Source organism: Microvirga medicaginis (assembly GCF_052658925.1).
Genome location: NZ_JBQWEL010000015.1, coordinates 1 through 19,061 on the forward strand (window position 1 = coordinate 1; position 19,061 = coordinate 19,061).

At 62.6% G+C, this 19,061-nt stretch carries 24 protein-coding genes; 12 read left to right on the top strand and 12 right to left on the bottom strand.

The genetic code is table 11. The annotated features are described in order from the left end of the window. Nucleotides 1-357: 357 nt before the first annotated feature. Both ACUXUR_RS17930 and ACUXUR_RS17935 read right to left on the bottom strand, forming a co-directional pair. Nucleotides 358-597 (bottom strand): hypothetical protein, encoded by a 240-nt coding sequence (locus ACUXUR_RS17930; RefSeq protein ID WP_445503718.1) that lies wholly within the window; start codon nt 595-597, stop codon nt 358-360. Between the two features lie 33 nt (nt 598-630). Continuing rightward, nucleotides 631-1,101 (bottom strand): RrF2 family transcriptional regulator, encoded by a 471-nt coding sequence (locus ACUXUR_RS17935; RefSeq protein ID WP_445503719.1) that lies wholly within the window; start codon nt 1,099-1,101, stop codon nt 631-633. A 326-nt stretch (nt 1,102-1,427) separates the two neighbouring features. Between ACUXUR_RS17935 and ACUXUR_RS17940 the strand changes: the two genes are divergently transcribed. Further along, nucleotides 1,428-2,591: a cytochrome P450 gene (locus tag ACUXUR_RS17940; RefSeq protein WP_445503720.1), complete on the top strand. Its 1,164-nt coding sequence runs from the start codon at nt 1,428-1,430 to the stop codon at nt 2,589-2,591. Nucleotides 2,592-2,815: 224 nt separating this feature from the next. On the opposite strand, the gene ACUXUR_RS17945 is transcribed toward ACUXUR_RS17940, so the two are convergent. Continuing rightward, on the bottom strand, nt 2,816-3,313 hold the full coding sequence (locus ACUXUR_RS17945; RefSeq protein ID WP_445503721.1) for a GNAT family N-acetyltransferase: 498 nt from the start codon (nt 3,311-3,313) through the stop codon (nt 2,816-2,818). A gap of 532 nt (nt 3,314-3,845) precedes the next feature. On the opposite strand from ACUXUR_RS17945, the gene ACUXUR_RS17950 reads away from it, so the two are divergent. The 6 genes from ACUXUR_RS17950 to ACUXUR_RS17975 all read left to right on the top strand — a co-directional run bounded on the left by ACUXUR_RS17950 (nt 3,846) and on the right by ACUXUR_RS17975 (nt 7,235). Next, nucleotides 3,846-4,394 (top strand): PTS sugar transporter subunit IIA, encoded by a 549-nt coding sequence (locus ACUXUR_RS17950; protein WP_445503722.1) that lies wholly within the window; start codon nt 3,846-3,848, stop codon nt 4,392-4,394. A 361-nt stretch (nt 4,395-4,755) separates the two neighbouring features. Next, nucleotides 4,756-4,923, top strand: a complete 168-nt coding sequence (locus ACUXUR_RS17955; RefSeq protein WP_445503723.1) for a hypothetical protein — start codon at nt 4,756-4,758, stop codon at nt 4,921-4,923. A 37-nt stretch (nt 4,924-4,960) separates the two neighbouring features. Further along, nucleotides 4,961-5,380 carry a nucleoside diphosphate kinase regulator gene (gene rnk, locus ACUXUR_RS17960; RefSeq protein ID WP_445503724.1) on the top strand — a complete coding sequence of 140 codons (420 nt, stop codon included), beginning with the start codon at nt 4,961-4,963 and terminating at the stop codon, nt 5,378-5,380. Nucleotides 5,381-5,498: 118 nt separating this feature from the next. Further along, nucleotides 5,499-6,017 carry an adenosylmethionine decarboxylase gene (gene speD / locus ACUXUR_RS17965; protein ID WP_445503725.1) on the top strand — a complete coding sequence of 173 codons (519 nt, stop codon included), beginning with the start codon at nt 5,499-5,501 and terminating at the stop codon, nt 6,015-6,017. After that, nucleotides 6,014-6,862 (top strand): polyamine aminopropyltransferase, encoded by an 849-nt coding sequence (speE, locus tag ACUXUR_RS17970; protein ID WP_445503726.1) that lies wholly within the window; start codon nt 6,014-6,016, stop codon nt 6,860-6,862. Before speD ends, speE begins: the two co-directional genes overlap by 4 nt. A 49-nt stretch (nt 6,863-6,911) precedes the next feature. Next, entirely contained in the window at nt 6,912-7,235 is a 324-nt protein-coding gene (locus tag ACUXUR_RS17975; RefSeq protein ID WP_445503727.1) for a GreA/GreB family elongation factor, read from the top strand. Between the two features lie 239 nt (nt 7,236-7,474). Here ACUXUR_RS17975 and ACUXUR_RS17980 read toward each other — a convergent pair whose 3' ends face one another. The 7 genes from ACUXUR_RS17980 to ACUXUR_RS18010 form a co-directional block, all read right to left on the bottom strand. Further along, nucleotides 7,475-7,912, bottom strand: a complete 438-nt coding sequence (locus ACUXUR_RS17980) for a GreA/GreB family elongation factor (protein WP_445503728.1) — start codon at nt 7,910-7,912, stop codon at nt 7,475-7,477. Between the two features lie 17 nt (nt 7,913-7,929). Further along, nucleotides 7,930-8,379, bottom strand: coding sequence for a GreA/GreB family elongation factor (locus ACUXUR_RS17985; RefSeq protein WP_445503729.1), 450 nt, complete (start codon nt 8,377-8,379; stop codon nt 7,930-7,932). A gap of 397 nt (nt 8,380-8,776) precedes the next feature. Then, entirely contained in the window at nt 8,777-9,487 is a 711-nt protein-coding gene (locus ACUXUR_RS17990; protein ID WP_445503730.1) for an RNA polymerase sigma factor, read from the bottom strand. A gap of 84 nt (nt 9,488-9,571) precedes the next feature. Continuing rightward, the gene (locus tag ACUXUR_RS17995) at nt 9,572-10,120 is read right to left on the bottom strand and encodes a hypothetical protein (RefSeq protein WP_445503731.1); all 549 of its coding nucleotides are present in this window, start codon (nt 10,118-10,120) and stop codon (nt 9,572-9,574) included. Next, complete coding sequence (locus ACUXUR_RS18000; RefSeq protein ID WP_445503732.1) at nt 10,113-11,912, bottom strand: family 1 glycosylhydrolase; 1,800 nt, start codon at nt 11,910-11,912, stop codon at nt 10,113-10,115. The genes ACUXUR_RS17995 and ACUXUR_RS18000 overlap by 8 nt, the downstream gene beginning before the upstream one ends. Nucleotides 11,913-12,218: 306 nt before the next feature. Then, complete coding sequence (locus ACUXUR_RS18005; protein ID WP_445503733.1) at nt 12,219-12,749, bottom strand: plastocyanin/azurin family copper-binding protein; 531 nt, start codon at nt 12,747-12,749, stop codon at nt 12,219-12,221. Further along, nucleotides 12,746-13,165, bottom strand: a complete 420-nt coding sequence (locus ACUXUR_RS18010) for a DUF5602 domain-containing protein (RefSeq protein ID WP_445503734.1) — start codon at nt 13,163-13,165, stop codon at nt 12,746-12,748. Before ACUXUR_RS18010 ends, ACUXUR_RS18005 begins: the two co-directional genes overlap by 4 nt. 323 nt (nt 13,166-13,488) lie before the next feature. On the opposite strand from ACUXUR_RS18010, the gene ACUXUR_RS18015 reads away from it, so the two are divergent. Beyond that, the gene (locus ACUXUR_RS18015; RefSeq protein WP_445503834.1) at nt 13,489-13,839 is read left to right on the top strand and encodes an NAD(P)-dependent oxidoreductase; all 351 of its coding nucleotides are present in this window, start codon (nt 13,489-13,491) and stop codon (nt 13,837-13,839) included. 159 nt (nt 13,840-13,998) lie between these two features. On the opposite strand, the gene ACUXUR_RS18020 is transcribed toward ACUXUR_RS18015, so the two are convergent. Further along, nucleotides 13,999-14,334 carry a hypothetical protein gene (locus tag ACUXUR_RS18020; RefSeq protein ID WP_445503735.1) on the bottom strand — a complete coding sequence of 112 codons (336 nt, stop codon included), beginning with the start codon at nt 14,332-14,334 and terminating at the stop codon, nt 13,999-14,001. A gap of 315 nt (nt 14,335-14,649) precedes the next feature. On the opposite strand from ACUXUR_RS18020, the gene ACUXUR_RS18025 reads away from it, so the two are divergent. Then, complete coding sequence (locus ACUXUR_RS18025) at nt 14,650-15,318, top strand: class I SAM-dependent methyltransferase (RefSeq protein ID WP_445503736.1); 669 nt, start codon at nt 14,650-14,652, stop codon at nt 15,316-15,318. A 298-nt stretch (nt 15,319-15,616) separates the two neighbouring features. Further along, nucleotides 15,617-16,090 (top strand): VOC family protein, encoded by a 474-nt coding sequence (locus ACUXUR_RS18030; RefSeq protein WP_445503737.1) that lies wholly within the window; start codon nt 15,617-15,619, stop codon nt 16,088-16,090. Between the two features lie 203 nt (nt 16,091-16,293). Here ACUXUR_RS18030 and ACUXUR_RS18035 read toward each other — a convergent pair whose 3' ends face one another. Further along, on the bottom strand, nt 16,294-16,770 hold the full coding sequence (locus tag ACUXUR_RS18035) for a YbaK/EbsC family protein (RefSeq protein WP_445503738.1): 477 nt from the start codon (nt 16,768-16,770) through the stop codon (nt 16,294-16,296). A gap of 460 nt (nt 16,771-17,230) precedes the next feature. Between ACUXUR_RS18035 and ACUXUR_RS18040 the strand changes: the two genes are divergently transcribed. Together ACUXUR_RS18040 and ACUXUR_RS18045 are read left to right on the top strand one after the other, a co-directional pair. Next, nucleotides 17,231-17,878 (top strand): FadR/GntR family transcriptional regulator, encoded by a 648-nt coding sequence (locus ACUXUR_RS18040; protein ID WP_445503835.1) that lies wholly within the window; start codon nt 17,231-17,233, stop codon nt 17,876-17,878. Continuing rightward, nucleotides 17,875-19,047 (top strand): PLP-dependent transferase, encoded by a 1,173-nt coding sequence (locus ACUXUR_RS18045; RefSeq protein WP_445503739.1) that lies wholly within the window; start codon nt 17,875-17,877, stop codon nt 19,045-19,047. Before ACUXUR_RS18040 ends, ACUXUR_RS18045 begins: the two co-directional genes overlap by 4 nt. Nucleotides 19,048-19,061: the final 14 nt, after the last annotated feature.

A 19,061-nucleotide genomic window follows, 5' to 3' on the forward strand; every position in this document is an offset into this window, starting at 1 on the left:
TTGTTGCGTGGCATGAGCATGGCCGGCAGCGGCAACCTGCTCGCCGGCGCTGGCCGTGAGCGGAGCACCGAGCCAGGCCGCGGCGGCAAGGGTGAAAACGGCCGCGGTGGCCAGCAGCGGCCGGCGTCCCGGGATTGTCAGGGCCTTCATCGTCATCTCCTCTCAGGCGCCGCCTGGCGGATCGGGGTGGTCCGTTATCGGATGAAGCCTTTGTACTCCCGGGTCTCTCGCTGTTGTTTGTTGCAGAGCAAATTCCTGGTTGGTTGCGGAGGATTTCCGCAAGGTTTTTCAAAGGTTTGATTTAGATCAAATGCTGGTGGCGCGCGCCGTGGAACACGCCGATGCGATGGCCATAGGTCAGGCGCAAGACCGGACCTGATAGACTTCTCCGGTCTTGGCATTCCGCTCCTCGTGAACCGGGCATTCATGCCAGCTGCGGTACTTGGGAGTCTTGCTTTCCATCACGCGGGGGCACGAGACCGGAACGGTGACATATTCGTTCGTCAGGTGGTTATAGGCATTCCGATACACGCATTCTGCGGAGGCCGGTGCTGCCGAGAGCAGGAGCAGGGTGGTCAGGATAGCTTTCGTCGACATGGCTCTTATCTCCCTCCGTCGGGTATTTTGATCTCAGGCAGTGGCGGCAAGTCTGGGCGGATCTCCTTCGCTGACGACGCCAAGACGCTGACGAAGCGCCAGGCGGGGGGCGACAAGATCGGCCAGCGTCACTTCATCGAGCGAGGCAAAGAAGGCTTCCCTTGCGCGGCTCATGGCACGGGTCAGAAGACAGGCACCATTCAGAACACATGCCGAGGGTCCTCCGCCCAGACACTCGACCAGCGCGGTGTCATCCTCCAGGGCACGAACGACAGCGCCCATGCGGATGGCGGAGGCGGGCTTGGCAAGCTTCAGTCCACCCGTGCGCCCGCGTACACCGGCGACGTATCCGAGCCCGACTAGCGTCTGAGTCACCTTCATCAGGTGATTGCGGGACAGCCTGTGCCGCGTCGCGAGCTCCTCGATCGTGACGAGCCGCTCCTCCACGACTGCAAGGCTCATCAGCAGACGCAGCGCGAAATCGGTATGGGACGTCAGCTTCATTGGAACTCCAAAAAGATGCATTGAAAATACATCTTTTCGAGCTTCAGCAAAGGGGAATCTGCCGGACCGTGTTTGGCTCCAAACGAGCCACAGAGTGCCGCCGGAGCCCGAATGAGATTGGGCACCCATCGCCTTGCAGAGGGACGGCACTCGGGCCGCAGCTAGTCGGCTCTATAGGGAGCGCGTCTCCAGACGACCAACGCAAAGTGTCCCGTATTTGCTTTGCGACAAAGCAGGCCCCCGCCGGATGGGCCAGAGGACTGTGATCCGTCCCGGGCACGGCACGGAAAACAGCATGAAATCTCCCATCCCAACTGGATGTTCCCATGAACGAGAACCCACAGCCTGACTGGGATCCGCGATCCCCGACCGTGCTCGACGACCAGATCGCCGCCTATGACCGCATGCGGAACCGTTGTCCGGTGGCCCACAGCGATTATCTCCAATGGTCCGTGTTCCGCCACGCCGATGTGATGCGGGTGCTGGAGGACCATGACACCTTCAGCAACGCCGTCTCCCGCCATCCCTCCGTGCCCAACGGGATGGACCCGCCCGAGCACACGACATACCGGGCGCTCATCGAGCCTTATTTCGCGCCGGAGCGGGTCTGGGCCTTCGAACCTGTCTGCCGGAGCATCGCGGTCGAGCTGGTGGACGATTTGCCCCGTGCTGGCGAGGTCGAGCTGATGGGCGAGTTCGCCGGGGAGTTCGCGTTGCGGATCCAGTGCGCGTTCATGGGCTGGCCAGCAGAACTGCACGAGCCCTTGCGGCAATGGGCTCGCCGGAACCACGAGGCAACCCTGGCGGGCGACCGGAGCGCCACCGCCGCCGTCGCGCTGGAGTTTGACGGCTATATCCGCGGTCTGCTCGGCATGCGCCGCGAGGCCGGTAGCGCCACCCCCGACGACGTCACCACCCGTCTGCTGAATGAGTGGATCGGGGGCAGGCCGCTGACTGACGAGGAGATCGTCAGCATCGTGCGCAATTGGACCGTGGGCGAATTGGGCACCATCGCCGCCAGCATCGGGATCCTGGTCCACTATCTCGCCACGCACCCGGACCTGCAGCAGCGCCTGCGCGAGAATCCTTCGCTGTTGCCCCCGGCGATCGATGAGATCCTGCGCATCCATGCCCCGCTGATCGCCAACCGCCGGATCACGACCCGGGCGGTGGAGATCGGCGGGCGCCGGCTCGAGGCGGGCGCCCGCCTCAGCCTGATCTGGGCCTCGGCCAATCGCGACGAGGCGGTCTTCGGCGAACCTGACGAGTTTCGCTTCGGCCGGGACCCGTCGCATAACCTGCTCTACGGCGCGGGCATCCACGTCTGTCCGGGGGCGGACCTGGCCCGGCTGGAACTGCGGGTCGTGATGGAGGAGTTCCTGGCCAGAACGCGCGGCATTGTCTTGGTGCCGGAGAGGCCGCCGGTGCGCGCGACGTATCCCGCCAGCGGTTTCCCCTCATTGACGTTGCGGATTGACCGCCCTCGCTGAGCGAGCGGAACCTGAAGTCAAGCAGCAACGCGGGGTGGACCAATGGTTCGTCGGCGAGAGCCTGCGCGGTTGTGATCTCTCCGGATCCTAGCGCCTCGTGCGGACCCAGCGGGCCGCGTCAGCGAAAAATGGACCCGGTTTTCCGCGTCCAACGATGCGCTCCTCTCGAGAATGAGCATCGGATCGATCCCAAAAGCGCAAATCCACTTTTTACGTCCGATGCTCTAGCTGGCGTTGAAGCTGGGATGATAGGCGACTTCGCCCTTTGGAACGGTGTCTGTGAACGCCAGATATTGGAAATACTCAGGCGGGACGTCGCCATAGCGGAGGCCGGGATCGGTGACGAACCCGAACCGGCTGTAGTAACCGGGCTCGCCGAGCACGACGCATCCATGCGCCTTCATTTGCTGAAGATGCTCCAGCCCCGTGCGGATCAAAGCCTGCCCGATGCCTTTCCGCTGCCGGTCGGGCCGAACGGAGACCGGACCGAGCCCATACCAGCCCTTCGACTCGCCATTGATCGTGACTGGCGAAAATGCGGCATGGCCGACGACTTCGCCCTCTTGAACGGCGACGAGCGAAATGGTCAATGCCCCCGCATCCCTCAGAGCATCGATAATCGCAGCCTCGGTCTGACTGCTATAGCGCATGTCCTTGAACGCCGCTGTCGTCAGGTTTCGAATCGCAGCGATATCTCCAGGATGCTCCGGGCGAATTTGCATGACGTGACTCCAGTGATGACTCAGCAACTGTACGGTTCGATCGCAAGACTACCTGGTCTTGCTGCGGTTCTGTGGCGATATGATCGGCTGCGCGTTAGCTCCAGTGCAGACGAGATGAGCCCTCAGGGAAGTCGATCTGATCCGCGACGACCCTGCAGCGCACGTCGTCCCTATGGAAGTCGAAACGGCAATGGAATGAGTATTGACGAATCTCGGCATGGCATCCTCATCATCGATTGAAGAGGCGGCCATTCAAGCGGCTGGCCGCAGACCGACCGGCATGGCGTGCGCAGTCTCTTAAGGATAGCCACCCGCGCAGGCTTGAACTTACCTTGTCGACAAACGTTGGCATAATGCCATAAATACACGTCTTCTCACGCGGCGTATGCTGCTCCGACAAGGACTTCTCCAAACGGGCCCCTGAGCCCGCGGCGGCGCGGCTGCGCCGCCCCGGGTCGATTGTCCATGTCCTGTTCGTCGCAAGCATGAGGCGGTCCGCACAGACCGGGCCAGATTGATGATGGCACCCACCATGATGGCATCCCTGATCACGCCTGCGCGCGTGATGTCGCGCCTGAGCGCACGCGACGTCCGGCAGGTCGTCAACGAACTCACCGGCATTGCAGCGGATGACGCGGCGTTGGATCATGAGGTTGTCCGCGATGCGGTTCTGGAACGCGGCAAGGAATCGTCTTTTGGTTTCGGCCGTGGCGTCGCTGTCCCCCACGCTGTGATCCCTGGTCTTGAGCAACCCATCGGCGTCTTCGCGCGTCTCAGGCCCGCGCAGGATTTCGGTGCCGCGGACGACATCCCCGCCGATCTTGTGTTCCTGCTGCTCAGCCCTGGCGGCGATGATCCCACGCACCTGCGGGCCCTGGCCAGCGTGGCGCGCCGGTTGCGTGATCGCGAGATTGCAGCGCGTCTCAGATCCGCGAAGGACGCGGAAGCAATCTATATCGTGTTGACGAGCGACGCTTGGCGCAAGCCCGGTGAGAAATCTGATGCAGGACATTCAGCCACACCGCGCGCCGGCGATTTGACAAACGGGGCAATGTGTACCAGCATCAAGGTATTATGTTGAGCATCGCACAATACCATCGCGGCCTGCACCGAGCAGGCAACCTCATCGCGGGCAAGTAGCCCCGAGCTCGACGCGCATGTGTGCCCCGAGTTCGGGGCACAGCAAGATCCCTCAATCTTTGGACATCTTGTGAGGCCGGATGCTGGCGCATCCGGTGCGCGGCATGATTCGGCACTTCTTCAAGCTCATGCTCCGCCCTGGGGAGCGCAAAGCCGCTTATCCGGCAGACTCGCAACGCAATCTGCTGGCGGGAGAGGCGCGTCCCGACAACGGAGATCCCACACGCGCATTCGATTCAACACCCGCATTCTTGGCGCACATTCTCAGATCTGCGCTCGCTCAAGACCGAGGAGGTCGTGTCATGCATCAGCTCGTGAATGAACAGGCACCGGAGACCAAGTCCCAGGCAGCGGAGCAGGCGGACGAGAAGGTCGTCCACCTGATGCCGCGACGCCGCCCCGCGAAGGAGCAGATCTCGAACCCGCCGCCGCATGGCGGCGACGATGACCCCGGCCCGTCGGCAGCTTGAATCCTGCCATCGCACCCAACAGAACAGGAGCCTTGAGATGACGAAAAGAAACACCGGCGGCGCCAAACCCCGCATCATCCTGACGGCCAATGATCACGAGGAGCTCTCGATGCTCGCCAATGCCGCTGCGCGCACCATGCCCGGGATCGCCGCTGAACTCGCAGAGGAGCTCGACCGCGCGCATGTCCTTCCCAAGGGGCGCCATCCTGTCGACACCGTCTGCATGGGCTGCGAGGTCGACTTCCGCGACGACATGACCGGGCGCGTGCAGACGGTGACCCTTGTCTACCCGAACGAGGCCGACATTTCGAAGGGCAGGATCTCGGTGCTGACGCCCATCGGTACTGCCCTGATCGGTCTTCCGGTCGGCAAGTCGATTGACTGGACCACGCGCACAGGAGAGACGAAGCGTCTGACGGTGCTGCAGGTGCGCGAGCCTGCTGTCGTGGAGCCATAGCCCACACAGGTGCACATCCCCGTGTCCGCCAACAAAGCCATACGACCCGCGACCGCCACCGGTCGCGTGGTCCATCCTTGTGCTGCAGCTGGCAGAAATCCTGCCAACGGAGAAATGAATGGCCGAAACCAACCGTCTCAGCGTGATTGCCACTCACGATATGCGCCCGCCCGCGCATGGCTTCGAGAGCCGCTCTCGTCATGCTGAACGGACTGCATCTCTTGCCATCCTGCCCTCAATCCGTGAGCCGGCCGACGATGGCCGCCTCGATCATTTCATTCAGCGAGACGGGTTCCTTTTTGCCGGGACACACCTGATCGTCGATCTCTGGCATGCATCGAATCTCGACGACCTGCAGGTTGTCGATCAGGCGCTGCGGGATGCCGTTGCGGGCGCCGGCGCGACGCTGCTGAACATTGACCTGCATCATTTTACACCGAACGGCGGCATCTCCGGTGTGGCCGTTCTCGCCGAAAGCCACATTTCCATCCATACATGGCCCGAGATCTCCTACGCGGCGGTCGATGTCTTCATGTGCGGCGCCGCGCAGCCGCACAAAGCTATCGAGATCCTGAAGGGCGTGTTCACGCCGGGTCTGGTGACGCTCGCCGAACATAAGCGGGGTGTCGTTCTATGAAGTGGTTTCAGGAGAAGCTCTACGAGCATCACGCGCAGATGCTCTCTGTTGATGACGTGCTTTACCATTGGCGAACCGAGTTCCAGGACGTGCTGATCTTCGAGAACGAGGTCTTCGGAAAGGTGCTCGTGCTTGATGGCGTCGTGCAGCTGACCGAGCGCGACAACCACATCTATCACGAGATGATCGCCCACGTGCCGCTGATGGCGCATGGCTTGGCGGGGCAGGTTCTCATCATCGGCGGTGGCGACGGCGGCACTCTGAAGGAGGTGCTGAAGCACCCCATCGAGCGCGCCACTTTGGTCGAGCTCGACGGCGAGGTGATCGAACTGTCGCGGCGCCATCTTCCCACGGTCTCGGACGGAGCCTTTCTCGATCCGCGTTCGAACGTGCTGGTGATGGATGGGACACGGTACATCGCCCAGACCAGCGAAAAGTTCGATGTCATCATCATCGATTCAACGGACCCGATGGGGCCCGGGGCACCGCTTTTCACGGCGGCTTTCTACGAGGCATGTCGAAGCCGGCTTCGTCCCGGAGGGATGATGGTCGTGCAGAGCGGCGCGCCGTTCTTCCAACCCGGCGAACTGGAGATGGTGTGCGGACGGCTCTCCGGATCCTTCACCGGGGTGCGGCCCTATCTGGCGCCTGTCCCGACCTATGCCGGCGGCATGCTCGCGCTCGTCGCGGCGGGTGAGACCCGCGACGCGCTGCGTCCCCCGTGCAAGGTCCTGCGGGAGCGCTTCGGCCCGCTGCAGGGCAGGACACGCTACTATACGCCCGAGGTGCACCGGGCGGCGTTCACACTTGCTCCCTCGTTCGTGGGCAATGCTCCTCTTCGATAGGGCCGGCTCTTTGCCACAGCAGTCGAAGTGTTCGGGTAGGAAGATCACCATGAACGCCCATCTGCCATCCATCACTGTCACGGCGCGCGATCATCGGCGGCTGATGCACACGGCGCAAGACCTCGCCGGGCAGGCTCACCCGCTCGCGGCGCCCCTGCTCCACGAGTTGCGCCGGGCCACCCTGTGCGAGCCGGAGGGGCTCCCGGACGATGTCATCGCTCTCGACACGTTCGTGACCTATCGGCTCGCCGGGGAAGACACGTCGGAAAGGCGCATCCTGATCCACCCGGACGATCGGATGTGGCCGCCGACCGAGCTGGCCCTGCTCGGACTGCGCGTCGGCGACCGAATGCCCCTGCTAGAGCATCGCTGAAAGAGGAAGCATCGGACCCAAAAGTGGAGTCCGCTTTTGGGTCCGATGCTTTAGGCTTGGACGAGCCGCTCGACGTGTACGTCTAGGCCGTTGGTCCGAGGGCCGCGGGCGCCTTTGGGCCGGCCGGGATCGAGTAGTGGGATCGGGAGCATGCAAAGGAAGGTGATCTGATGAGGGTGTTGCTCATGTATCCGCGGAATCGAATGGCTTGGCGAATCCGCACGATGCGCTGGACTTCATCATGAGATTTCCCTCCATGGTTCTACAAATTGTCCATGCGGCTGATAGAGGACGCGCAGCAGCGTCAGGCTGCGCCATCCCTTGGATGTCCGCCAGGTGATCGACTGCCCCTCGCGTAATCCGATCAACGCGGCGCCTTCCGGCGACAGCACGGAGACGCTTTCTTCTTCCCCATTGTCCTCGTCGGGATAAACTAGCGTCGCGCGCCGAACGTCCCAGGTGACGTCATCGCGGAATTCCAACCGCGAGTGCATCGTGGCCACCCACGGTGGAATGGCGCGCGGCGTCAGGACCGTTGCCCGGATCAGCTCGTTGGCGAGCATTGCCGCCGCAGCGCGGTCCTGCAGAGTGCTCAGGCCGAACGATGCGAGAAAGGCGAGGCGATCGTAGTCGTTCGCCGAGATCGTCACTGGTGGAAGGGTCTCCTCCTTGATCATGCTGCCCTCCGTGCGCCTCAAGCCCACATGATGCCGCGACGAGCGCGCGTCACCGTCGAACCGTCGTCCAGGAACCGGAGGCCGATTCCCTCCACATAGACCTCGCGGGTCTCGCCATCGTCATCCAGAAACGGCATGCGGTCTCCAATCCTCAGGCCGAGAAGCGCCGTACCAAGCGGCGTCGCAACCGAGAGCTCGGCGCCGGGCCAGATCAGGTCGTCGGGATGGACGAGCAGATGCGCGTGCGTCTTCGGCTCGTCATCGATGCGATAGATCACCCGACAATTCGTGGAGACGACATCCTCCGGCAGAGCAGCCGGATGGCAGACCGTGGCGCGGCGCAGCTCCTCAAGGAGGAAGTTGGTCTTCCGGCGCCCCAGCTTCTGCCGGAGCATCGCCGTGAACAGCAGGCGGTTGTAGTCGTTGGTCGCGAGGATGATCGGAGGAAGAAAGTGCTGCGTGTTCATGAGAACCTCCTCAGAAGGTCAACTGCCGGACGCGCAGGCGCGCGTTCCTGCAGGGCGGACGGACGTGACGGGCCGACAAGCGCCTGATCGGCGCATGCAACGGTACGATGATTGTGGAGAGAGATTTGATGCCCCGGAGCGTCGGCGACCGCAGAGGGTCAAGCCGACTCCTGGGGCTTACGTGCCTGCTTTGAGGCAGCCCGCGTGCGCCAGAAGGCGAAGGTTTTTCACGAGCCTGATCATGACACTCACAAGATAGCCCTATTGCCTGCGAATGCAAGGTTCCGGCAGGTGAGGGGACAAAGACAAAGGGAGTAGGTGTGATGACACGGCCGGACTCGACCAAGGCGACAGTCTCCTCCTGTCCTCCCGAGTCACATCAGTCCTCAGGACATGATCACTTCTCCGGCGACTGCTCGATTCCAAGTCGATGCAGCACGGCTTCCGTGATCCGGGTGCAGCGGGCGCCGGCGCACGGGAACACGTCACTGACGGCCGATGACAGGGTTCTGTCGAGGGATTGCCGCAGGAGGCGCCTGGCTCGGTGAAGGCGGGTTTTGACGGTCTCAGGGCGCAGACCGAGATGCGCCGCTGTCTCCTCGGTGCTCATCTCCTCGATGTCGCGGAGCACGAAGACCATGCGGAAGGGGGCAGGCAGCCGGTCCACCGCCTGTTCGAGCAGACGTCGCACCTCGGCTCGGGCGGCTGCGGCTTCCGGGTCGCTGTCCTGGCGCGCCGACGGCAGGTAGATCACGCGGGCCTCTCCTTGATCGTTGATGGCATCAATATCCTTCAAGCTGACCGTAATACGCCGTCGTCGGAGCCGGCCCAGCGCCTCGTTCAGCGCAATGCGCGTGAGCCAGGTCGAGAGCTGCGCCTCGCCGCGGAAGGTCTCGAGATGGGTGAAGGCGCGAACATAAGCCTCCTGAACCACGTCTTCGGCTTCGGCCTCATCATTGAGGACGCTGCGGGCGACGCGATAGAGCCGGCGGTTGTGGCGCTGCATGATGAGCCGGACCGCAGCCCCATCGCGGTTGCGGGCTCGTTCGACCAGAGCGCTGTCATCGAGCCCTTCCAATCGTGTATCCGCGACCGCTGCTGCTTGCATGACTGAGCTCCTGTCCCTTCCTATTAGATAGGCCATCCAGATAAAGGTTCCCGAGCCGCACCGGGGATAGGAGACCCGCTGTTTTCAGGGTAATTGGCGCTGCGAGGAAGGAAGCCGCCGAAGCATTCCTTTCTGGGCTGCCGCCTCCGGTCCCGGGTATCGGGATGCCATGCGTGATTGGTTCTCCAGGCTCACGTGGAGGTGGCGGTGGATGAGCGGGAACACCACACCCATGACCAAACCCCAGAGCAGCTGGGCCAGCAGCAGTCCGGCCGCCGGATAGCCGTGCAGGATAGGCTGCTCCGGCAGCCATTGCAGCAGCGGGACAGGCCCCAGCATCCAGAGGACGAAGCCATACGCCATTCCGAAGAGCCAGCCGCCTCGCACGTCGTTGGCCGCTCGCTGAAACAGCCAGCCATAGAGAATCCCGCCGAACAGCATCAGGCCGATATAGGCGAGACTGGCAGCCAACTCAGACGTGCCGGTCGCCCTGGCAGGTGCGTCGAGCGCCCGGAACCCGGCGAGAACCGCCAGGGCCGGGGCCGCGGCGATCGCGCCTGCGATGGCGCCCGTCAGAAGCGGCCGTTGGGTCGGGCCGGCATCGAGGCCATGGGCCTGGAGCATCCTAAGCATGGAGTCTTCTCACCTCCCCTGTTGCGGTCTGCGAGGCCCCTTCCAGCACCGCCTCTATGGTCGGGGCCTTGCTCACATCGCTCCCGAAGAGGCGCACGAGGTGCTGGTAGGCGAGGCCGACCATCCGCGGATCGCGGTTGAGGTCGAACAGGCCGACGGGATTGACGTTGCCGAGCGGCTCCCGCAGCGCGATATCCCAATCGACCTGATCGGTAAGCGAATACCAGGTGAAGCCGACGACAGGCACGCCTGCCTGACGGATCAGCTCCACATTGTGCCACTGCCGCCAGAGCCAGCGCGGCCCGTCACGCGCGTCCATGCGGTTGGTCTCCGTGTGCATCATCGGCCGCCGGTAACGCTCGAAATACTGGCCGGCGATGGCATACCAGCCAAACAGCTCGCCGAGCGCCTCCGCTCGGCTGGTACTGTCGATGAGCTTCTCGTTCCATTCGTAATAATCGACACCGAGGATTGATCGGCGGCGCACGTCCTGCTCCATGAACCACACGTATTCGTCATCCGGCATGCCGTGCTGGCGGAGGTAAGCGCGCATATCCTCGTGCACCGGACGGGCATACAGGAAATCCAGTGGCAGGAAGCGCCGCTCGTTCTCGAACGCGGCGATGTGGCGGATCTCCGGATCAGGGCAGCACGGCTGATAGAACTCGCCGCTCTCGCTGTTGACGAACACGGCATCGGGACGCTCGGCCGTAATCGCCTGCATCATCAGCACGCTGGCCTTGGCGAGGTGGCGCACGGCCGTGACGAAGGCGCGCTCGTCCCGGCACTGCTCGTTCCATAAGCCTTCAAGGGCGCTGAGCTTGGCGCATACATACATCTCGTTCACAGGGGTGTAGAACCGCACCCACGGATAGCGCTGCGCGAAGACACGCGCATAATCGGCGAGCGCCTGCGGCACCTCCGGGTTCTGGAAGTTCTGCAGCCAGTTGGGCAGGCCGAAGTGGCACAGGTCCATGATCGGCACGATACCGAGCCGCTGCATCTCGGCGGAGACTTCGTCCAGGAAGGTCCAGTCGTACCGGCCTGGACCCAGATGGATCAGATGAAGGGGAGGGCCGTAACGCAGGTATCGAAGGCCGAGGTCCCGCACGAGCTGGAGGTCGGTGCGCCAATGGCGGTAATGGCCGCAGGCGGCCATCTGGTCCATGCGCCACCGTCCGTCCTCAAGCGTGGGATAGCTGCATTCGATCCCGGTGGCGAACATGAACCTGTGATCGGAGGACTCGGGAGCTGGGCTGACGGGCGGGCGTCCTCCGACAGGCCTTATCGAGCGCGGTTGGCGGTTTGCCGGATAGCCGACGGGTCGGATATAGAGCAGGCCCAGCACGGTGCCCCAGATCAGGTGGCCGGCCACGATGGACAGCGGCTCGTGCACGCCGCCGCTCAAGCCGAACAGGCCGGAGGAGGACAGCTGGCCACTCTGGACGAGCGGATGCATGAGGTCGAACTGCGGATGCATGATGAAGATCGCCAGCGGCATGGGTACGAAGGCGAAGATCATGCCCTGGAGGGCAGGGCGCAGGGGCAAGACGGACCAGAAGAAGTAGGCATAGAACACGGCCCAGATTGCACCGACCAACAGGTGCAACAGCATGCCGGCCGTCCAGGAGGCCCATGCGCTGGCATGAGGCAGCGCCAGGGTTCCGAGCGTGCCGACGATGTCAAAGACGGGGAGCCCGCTCCAGATCAGCAGCCGGACGACAATCTCCCAGGCCATGGCACCTGCCATGCCGGCGAGAACCGCCTTCGAGTAGGCAACCGAGCGGATCATATCGCGCCCTCACGTGTGGTCGGCCTGCCGCAGGGCCAGAGCATCGGACGAAAAAAGTGGATTCCACTTTTGGGCTTCGATCCGATGCTCCTTTGTTAACTGGCGCATCGTTTCGCGCAGAAAACCGGATCCACTTTTCGCTACCGCGGCCCTTCGGGTCCGCACGATGCGCCAGTGCAGGTGAGCCGCATTGTCACGGCCGTCCAGGAGACCTGCCCTGGCTGCCCTGATCCGACGGCGGCCCCAATGGCCGAGCATCGGATGAGGAGGAGACCGGGAAGGTGCCCTTCACTGTCGGATCGGTCATTATACGCGCTTGACAACGCCTCGGCGCATGATCTCATCGATGGGCGGCAATGCACGGAGCGCGACCTCGGGGATGGGCTCTCCGCCTGTCCCTTGCGCCGACAGGCTGCCGGCTGGTGATCTGCCGGGTTCGCCGACAATGATCCGCCCGACCATCCCGGCATGCTCGTGCGGAATGCAGAAGAAGTCGTAGACGCCTTCCACAGTGAGTGTGACGGAGAAGGTCTCGTTTGGCAGAAGGTAGTCCGAGTTCCAGGGTTCGGCTCCTTCAGGAATGCGCAGTGGGCGGTCGAAATTCTTCGGGTGGTAGGCTGTGGCCGTGTGGGAGTTGCCGGGATCCAGGTTGACCCAGCGAATGGTCCGGCCAGGCTCGACGCGCAGGCCGATGGGATCAAACCACACATGCGACCCGTCCGTGTTGCCCTGCATCCGGATTTCGACCGGTTCACTGGCGAGCGGAAATCTGAGCCCTGCCAGACCGGCAAGGAATCCCCCGCCGATCCGCAGGACGTGTCTGCGCGAGATCGTCACTTTCCGGCCACCCGCGTCTCGTCAGCCTTCGGAACATGCCATAGGATGACATGCGCGTGAGGCTTCTCGACGCCGGGATGGCCGGCGTTGAAGTACACGTCCACATGATCGACCTTGCCACCGGGGGCCGCGAGATCGTCGAAGCGCTTGTCCTTGTTCGAGAGATCCTCGATCGGAAGCATGTAGACAGTGCTGACAAGGCGCCCCTCGTGGTCGTAAGCCAGGAACGGGCCGGCCGGCAGGGTTTTCGGATCGACATAGAGCTGGCCGAGCCCCGGCAGGAAATCGGGCAGCTTCACGAGTTCGCTCACCTTCTTGTACGCGCCTGTCGGCGGAGCCTTCTCGACTTGGTCGGCAGCCAGAGCCGGCAGGCTGAAAGCGGCGACCAGGGCAAGTGTGGCGACAGCAATCCTCATGATATCCTCCGTTGGTGCGCCGGACCTGTTTGGCCTGCGCGTCCCCATTGGATGAAGGCGCGCCCAAAAGGTTCCCGTGCCATCGCTCCTCAGGACTTCGAGCAGGGGCGATGCGCAGATGGCTGCCTGATCTCGCCCGCTGCCCCATGAGAGTAAAAGGACACGAGCAGCGTTTCGTGAGTCTTTACGCTGCCGGCTCCGGGCGGTGGTGCTTCAACCCCTTGTCTATCTTCAATGATCGAGAGGCGCTGGGTCCTGCTCTCAGCCTCGGCAATTTGGAGCTACGGACCTGTCGGTAAAGGCACCCACTTCAACAGGTTCTCATCGACGCAAAAGCATTCCGTCGGATGAAGCGGACGGCCTTTCTCATCAACGTATCTCGTGGAGAGCTTGTCGATGAAATCGCACTCGAGGCAGCTCTTGATGCAGATCTCATCGCAAGCGCGGCCCTCGATGTGGGAACGGCGGATAATCAGATGCCTCCTGCGCGGCTGGCGCGCCGCGACGACGTGACTGCAACCCCACATGTCGGCGGCCTCACGGCACCGGCCATATGGCACCAAGCCGCAGAGATGGTCGAGCATGTTGCAGACATCCTCAACGGACGGCTTCCGCGTGGCGCGGTTAATGGCTCATCTGCGTACCGGCTTTCAGGAGGGGCGCGACAGCCGTGAAGCTGCGGATCCAGAGAATTTCGACGATCATCAGATCATGGCGGAAGCGCTTCGCTTAATCCGCATGACAGAGATGACGTCTTATCCTGAGGGTTGGCTCTTTTGTGGCGGGCAGAGTTGGCTCGGAGCGACTTGGTTCGGAGCTGCCTCGCTCTTGCCTTACTGCCATGCTTCAGGGCTGTCGGATGAACCCTGGACGGAGGATGCAGCGTGTTCGAGGATCATGGGAGCACACGGATCGATCTGGCCTGTCCTCACTGCCAGCGCCTGTTCAAGGTCCGGATTCGGAAGCTCCAATTCGGGGCGGATCTCGTTTGCCGGCTGTGCCAGCACGAGTTTTCGGCCAAGGATGTGTCTGATCGTCCTGAGATTCAGGAGGCTCTTGCTCGTATGCGAAAGCTCGTGAAACGGCACGTGCGGCATGTGCAGCCGCGCAGGCACGCGGACCGCCCTGAGGAACGTAACGACGAGAGAGAGAGCCGTGATAGGGCTCACGCGAATCGGCCTTCCGGGCAAAGGAGTGAAGTGCCGGAAGAAACGCTTGTACCGGCAGCACAGCGGATCGGGAGCCTCTGACATCAATCAGAAGGTCCTGGGTTCGAGCCCCAACGCGCTCACCATATTTCTCAGGAGGTTCGCCCGGATGCAGTCTTCCGGCAGGCCACAGGTCTCAATCCTGGTAATCCCATAGTCAGCACCTGGTGCGCTTGGCGGAGAGCGAGCCGTGGCCCAGGATTGCGCGCTTCGATCCCGTATGTCACTCAGCGATGTCGCGGCGGCACGCGGCGATGCTGGCGGGAGGACGCAACGATGTACAAGCAGCAGGAGAGGGCGGATCCAACGGTCATGGCCGGACAGGCCGTGTATACCCCCTGGACGCTCGACCTCTACGATCTTGTGGTGCTAGGCCTCTCCAACGCGTTGATCTGGAAGTGCCCGACTCAACGTCTGCTCGACCACTACAATGAAAATGTGAGCGACCGTCACCTCGATGTGGGCGTGGGCACGGGCTGGTTTCTCGACCACTGCCGGTTCCCCTCCAACCAGCCCCAGATCACGCTACTGGATCTCAACCCGGTTTGCCTTGAGCGGGCTGCAGGCCGGATCCGACGCTTTGCTCCCAGCATCGTCCGCGCCAACGTACTGGAACCCTTTCAGCTCGAGACAGGCCCCTTTGCCTCCATTGGCCTGAACTACCTGCTGCACTGCCTGCCGGGCAGCGTGCAGCAGAAGGCAATAGCGTTCGACCATCTCAAGCATTTCCTGGCGCCAGGTGGCGTCGTGTTCGGCTCGACGCTTCTTGCTAAAGGTGTCGAGCGCTCCCGAACGGCTCGGGCCCTGATGGGCTACTACAATTCAAAGGGTATCTTTTCGAACCAGCAGGATGATCCTGAGGATCTGCGGCGGGAACTGGCCACCCGGTTTGAACAGGTGAGAGTGGAGATCATTGGCTGTGTCGCAATGTTTGCCGCCCGATGACGTAGTCCGACCTCTGGCATGCTCACGGGCGGCATCGCACAGCTCTGTCGGGCCGCAGAGATGCCCCAGAATGCATCGCCAACGGGAATGTCTATCCTGAGCCGGGAAGCGAACCTGCAACGGCCGCGCTGAAGGGCCTCTTATGGCCCAAAGCGGAAGCGATGCTTCAAGTTGGCGCTCATGGCGATCGTCCGGGCGAGACAGGCCCCCGGGGTGGAGAAGCGCGGTGTGCTGCCTATTTCCGAAGAGCGGTGGGAAAAAGGCCGGAGTATTGGTTTCAAAGTGAAAGGAAGACGCAATGGCAAAGAATACAATTTGCCTCTGGTACGATAAGGATGCAGAGGCTGCCGCCCGCTTCTATTCCGAGACCTTTCCTGACAGTGCGGTGCTTGCCGTGCACCGTGCGCCCAGTGACTACCCAGCCGGTAAAGAGGGCGACGTGTTGACGGTCGAATTCACCGTTGCGGGCGTTCCCTGTCTCGGCCTCAACGGAGGTTCCGCGTTCAAACATAACGAAGCCTTCTCGTTCCAAATCGCCACCGACGATCAGGACGAGACCGACCGCTACTGGAATGCCATCGTCGGCAACGGCGGCCAGGAGAGCGCATGCGGCTGGTGCAAAGACAAGTGGGGTGTGTCCTGGCAAATCACGCCGCGCGCACTGACGGAGGCGCTGGCGGCAGGCGGCGATGAGGCCAAACGCGCGTTTGAGGCGATGATGGGCATGAGGAAGATCGACATCGCCGCAATCGAGGCGGCGCGGCGAGGCTGATGCTCCAACAGGTATGGCGGCAAAATTGCTGCCGGCACTTGTCCGCTCCTGGCACTTCGCGGAAGCAAAGCGGATGTCCGGCTTGGCTCGGCGAGCAGACCTCTACGCACTCGTGCTTTATGACAGCTTTTGCTCCAACTCGGACATTCGGGAGTGATGCCGGGCCTCGGCGCTGCGCCTGCCGCGTGGGTATCGAAGTGGTCTCATCCCTGGGATAAGGGCGTCTGGCAGACGTCGACCCAGTCTGCGCCGACGAGATCCGCCATGCGTTGTGGAGCGATGCGTACCGCTGCGTGGATCGCGCCCGCCGCCGGCACGACCTCGTCGAAGGCCCTCAACGAGATATCACAATAGACGGGCAGAGGTTGCGCTAATCCGAACGGGCAGACACCGCCTACCGGGTGCCCGGTAAGGGCCTGAACCTGCTCGGCATCCAGCATCGACGCTTTGCCGCCAAAGGTCACCTTGACCTTGCGGTTGTCCAAGCGGATGTCGCCTCGGGTCACAACCAGAATGGTACGATCGCCCACGCGAAGGGAAAGCGTTTTGGCAATCCGTCCTGGCTCCACGCCGTGAGCCTCGGCAGCCTGGATGACGGTAGCCGTGCTTGTATCCTTTTCGACGATCTCGATATCCGGGGCGTTCTCCGCGAAAAAAGCACGAACGGATTCAAGACTCATGATTGAGGTTTTCCTGAATAGGTGAAAGGGAAGCATAGACATAGACGAAGGGATCAGGCGAAGAAAAGCCCGCCGGACGTATCTTAATGCCGCTGGCGCCTGTGCGGCCATACGGGCTCAACACGAGCGATCCATTCCAGTACTCTCCGGCACGCAGACAATTGCCTTTGCAATCAGCCAATCGGCGGACGGCGACGTTAACGAGATCTCCCTCGGCCGGACAGCCATTTCCGGTCGCCCCTGCCCACGGTGGTGCATTGGGATCCGCCAGCAGTGCCTTATCCGATGCGATCCTTATAGCTTGACAGGAACTAGGCATTCCTCCAGCTTAAAGTTGTCAGACCAATTTACCGAGTGAAGGGGTCAGGGCCTCTTCATCAAGCCGGAGGTTCAGCGCGGGATGCACCCGGACTGGAGACAGCAGCCGCCTCGTCCGTCATCCGCCAGGATGTCGATGGCGATGAGGGCTGTCGCCGAATATATCGGCCGTTCGGATCTTCAGCCCGGCGATTGTCTGCCCCCCGAGCGCGTGCTGATGGCGGAACTTTCTGTCGGCCGTTCCACTCTCCGCGAGGTGATCCGGCACTGGCAGGCCCTGGGAGTCGTGGAGAGCCGCAGGGGAAGCGGCACCTATCTGCTGCGCCGGATTTCACCTGAGACCATGCATCTGCCGCTCGTCATCGACACTGGGCGCAACGGCCTTCTGCAGATGCTGGAGGTGCGGCGCGGGCTCGAGACCGAGGCAAGCGCTCTCGCGGCGCTTCGCGCCAGTGCCGCCGATCTGGAGTCGATCGAGGCGAAGCTCCTGATCTCGGAGGCCGTCTTCCGCGAAAATGGCTGTGCCGGACCCGAAGATCTGGAGTTTCACCTCTCGATCTACGATGCCTGCGGCAATCCAGTCTTCGGCCAGCTTCTCTCCCAAATGCGTGAGAGCGTGCAGACGCTTTTCGCTATGTCTCGCGTGCGCGTCGATTTCGCCGCGCGCTCATTCCCGTTTCACCGCGAGTTGTTCGAGGCCATCGCTGCCAAGGACCCGGATGCGGCCCGCGCCAAGACGCTTTCGATCCTCGCCATCGTGGAGGAGGACATCAAGGACATGATCACATGAGCACTTCCGCCGATCCGCTCGCTCGCGCCATGGCTATTCTCGCCCATGACGGGAATCACGCTTACGACGCCGTCGTGCCGCCGATCGCGCAGACTTCGCTCTTCACCTTCGGATCCTATGCGGAGATGGAGGAGACCTATCGGAGCCAGAAGGTGCGGCCCACTTACACCCGCGGCCTCAATCCGACGGTCCGGCTGTTCGAGGAAAAGATCGCTGCTCTCGAATATGGCGAGGACGCCATCGGCTTTGCCAGCGGCATGGCGGCAATATCGTCCGCGGTCCTTGCCTTCGTTCAGCCCGGCGACCGGATCGTGTGCGTAGAGCACGTTTATCCGGACGCCTATCGTCTGTTCGAGACCTATCTCAAGCGCATGAACGTCACCGTCGAGTATGTCGACGGTCGCGATCTCGATGCAGTGCGGCGCGCTCTGCCCGGGGCGCGCCTTTTCTATATGGAGAGCCCCACGAGCTGGCTCATGCATGTCCATGAAGTGACGGCGCTGGCGCGGATCGCCCGTGACAATGGCGCGATCTCCATCATCGACAACAGCTGGGCGAGCCCGATCTTCCAGCAGCCGCTGACGCTCGGCGTCGATCTCGTGGTCCATTCCGCCTCGAAGTATATCGGCGGCCACAGCGACGTGGTGGCGGGCGTAGTGATCGGATCGAAGACGCTCGTGGGTGAGATCCGCTCCCGCATCTATCCCTATCTCGGCGGCAAACTGTCCCCCTTCGATGCGTGGCTTCTTTTGCGTGGCCTGCGTACGCTGCCGGTTCGCATGAAGGCGCATGAGGCGGCGGCACTTCATGTGGCGCGCAAATTGGCGGAGCGCCCGGATGTGGTAGCGGTCTATCATCCTGGTCTCGGCAACGTCCTGCCCGACGGATTGCAGGGAACGTCGGGCCTCTTCTCGTTCGAGTTCGACGGGAGTGTTGATATCCCGAAGTTCGCGGATGCGTTGCGCTTCTTCAAGCTCGGCGTGAGCTGGGGCGGGCATGAGAGCCTCGTCGTCCCGGCGCAGGTGGTGCGGGTGCAGGCGGCAGGGCCCAACTCCGCCATCGATTTCGGCGTCTCGGAGCGCGTCGTGCGCCTCCATGTCGGTCTCGAAGGGCAGGATGCTCTCGTCTCGGATCTCTTCCAGGCCATCAGGGAGGCGAAGATGAGCTAGATGCTGCTACGCAC

What these genes read in the sequence shown, in the direction of transcription:
- ACUXUR_RS17980 (WP_445503728.1), bottom strand. Translation starts at nt 7,912, where the DNA reads ATGATCAAGGAGGAGACCCTTCCACCAGTGACGATCTCGGCGAACGAC.
- ACUXUR_RS17955 (WP_445503723.1), top strand. Translation starts at nt 4,756, where the DNA reads ATGCATCAGCTCGTGAATGAACAGGCACCGGAGACCAAGTCCCAGGCA.
- ACUXUR_RS18010 (WP_445503734.1), bottom strand. Translation starts at nt 13,165, where the DNA reads ATGAGGATTGCTGTCGCCACACTTGCCCTGGTCGCCGCTTTCAGCCTG.
- ACUXUR_RS18000 (WP_445503732.1), bottom strand. Translation starts at nt 11,912, where the DNA reads ATGATCCGCTCGGTTGCCTACTCGAAGGCGGTTCTCGCCGGCATGGCA.
- ACUXUR_RS17995 (WP_445503731.1), bottom strand. Translation starts at nt 10,120, where the DNA reads ATGCTTAGGATGCTCCAGGCCCATGGCCTCGATGCCGGCCCGACCCAA.
- ACUXUR_RS17945 (WP_445503721.1), bottom strand. Translation starts at nt 3,313, where the DNA reads ATGCAAATTCGCCCGGAGCATCCTGGAGATATCGCTGCGATTCGAAAC.
- speD (WP_445503725.1), top strand. Translation starts at nt 5,499, where the DNA reads ATGGCCGAAACCAACCGTCTCAGCGTGATTGCCACTCACGATATGCGC.
- ACUXUR_RS17940 (WP_445503720.1), top strand. Translation starts at nt 1,428, where the DNA reads ATGAACGAGAACCCACAGCCTGACTGGGATCCGCGATCCCCGACCGTG.
- ACUXUR_RS18035 (WP_445503738.1), bottom strand. Translation starts at nt 16,770, where the DNA reads ATGAGTCTTGAATCCGTTCGTGCTTTTTTCGCGGAGAACGCCCCGGAT.
- ACUXUR_RS18025 (WP_445503736.1), top strand. Translation starts at nt 14,650, where the DNA reads ATGTACAAGCAGCAGGAGAGGGCGGATCCAACGGTCATGGCCGGACAG.
- ACUXUR_RS17935 (WP_445503719.1), bottom strand. Translation starts at nt 1,101, where the DNA reads ATGAAGCTGACGTCCCATACCGATTTCGCGCTGCGTCTGCTGATGAGC.
- ACUXUR_RS17975 (WP_445503727.1), top strand. Translation starts at nt 6,912, where the DNA reads ATGAACGCCCATCTGCCATCCATCACTGTCACGGCGCGCGATCATCGG.
- ACUXUR_RS17950 (WP_445503722.1), top strand. Translation starts at nt 3,846, where the DNA reads ATGATGGCATCCCTGATCACGCCTGCGCGCGTGATGTCGCGCCTGAGC.
- ACUXUR_RS18045 (WP_445503739.1), top strand. Translation starts at nt 17,875, where the DNA reads ATGAGCACTTCCGCCGATCCGCTCGCTCGCGCCATGGCTATTCTCGCC.
- speE (WP_445503726.1), top strand. Translation starts at nt 6,014, where the DNA reads ATGAAGTGGTTTCAGGAGAAGCTCTACGAGCATCACGCGCAGATGCTC.
- rnk (WP_445503724.1), top strand. Translation starts at nt 4,961, where the DNA reads ATGACGAAAAGAAACACCGGCGGCGCCAAACCCCGCATCATCCTGACG.
- ACUXUR_RS17985 (WP_445503729.1), bottom strand. Translation starts at nt 8,379, where the DNA reads ATGAACACGCAGCACTTTCTTCCTCCGATCATCCTCGCGACCAACGAC.
- ACUXUR_RS18030 (WP_445503737.1), top strand. Translation starts at nt 15,617, where the DNA reads ATGGCAAAGAATACAATTTGCCTCTGGTACGATAAGGATGCAGAGGCT.
- ACUXUR_RS17990 (WP_445503730.1), bottom strand. Translation starts at nt 9,487, where the DNA reads ATGCAAGCAGCAGCGGTCGCGGATACACGATTGGAAGGGCTCGATGAC.
- ACUXUR_RS17930 (WP_445503718.1), bottom strand. Translation starts at nt 597, where the DNA reads ATGTCGACGAAAGCTATCCTGACCACCCTGCTCCTGCTCTCGGCAGCA.
- ACUXUR_RS18040 (WP_445503835.1), top strand. Translation starts at nt 17,231, where the DNA reads ATGAGGGCTGTCGCCGAATATATCGGCCGTTCGGATCTTCAGCCCGGC.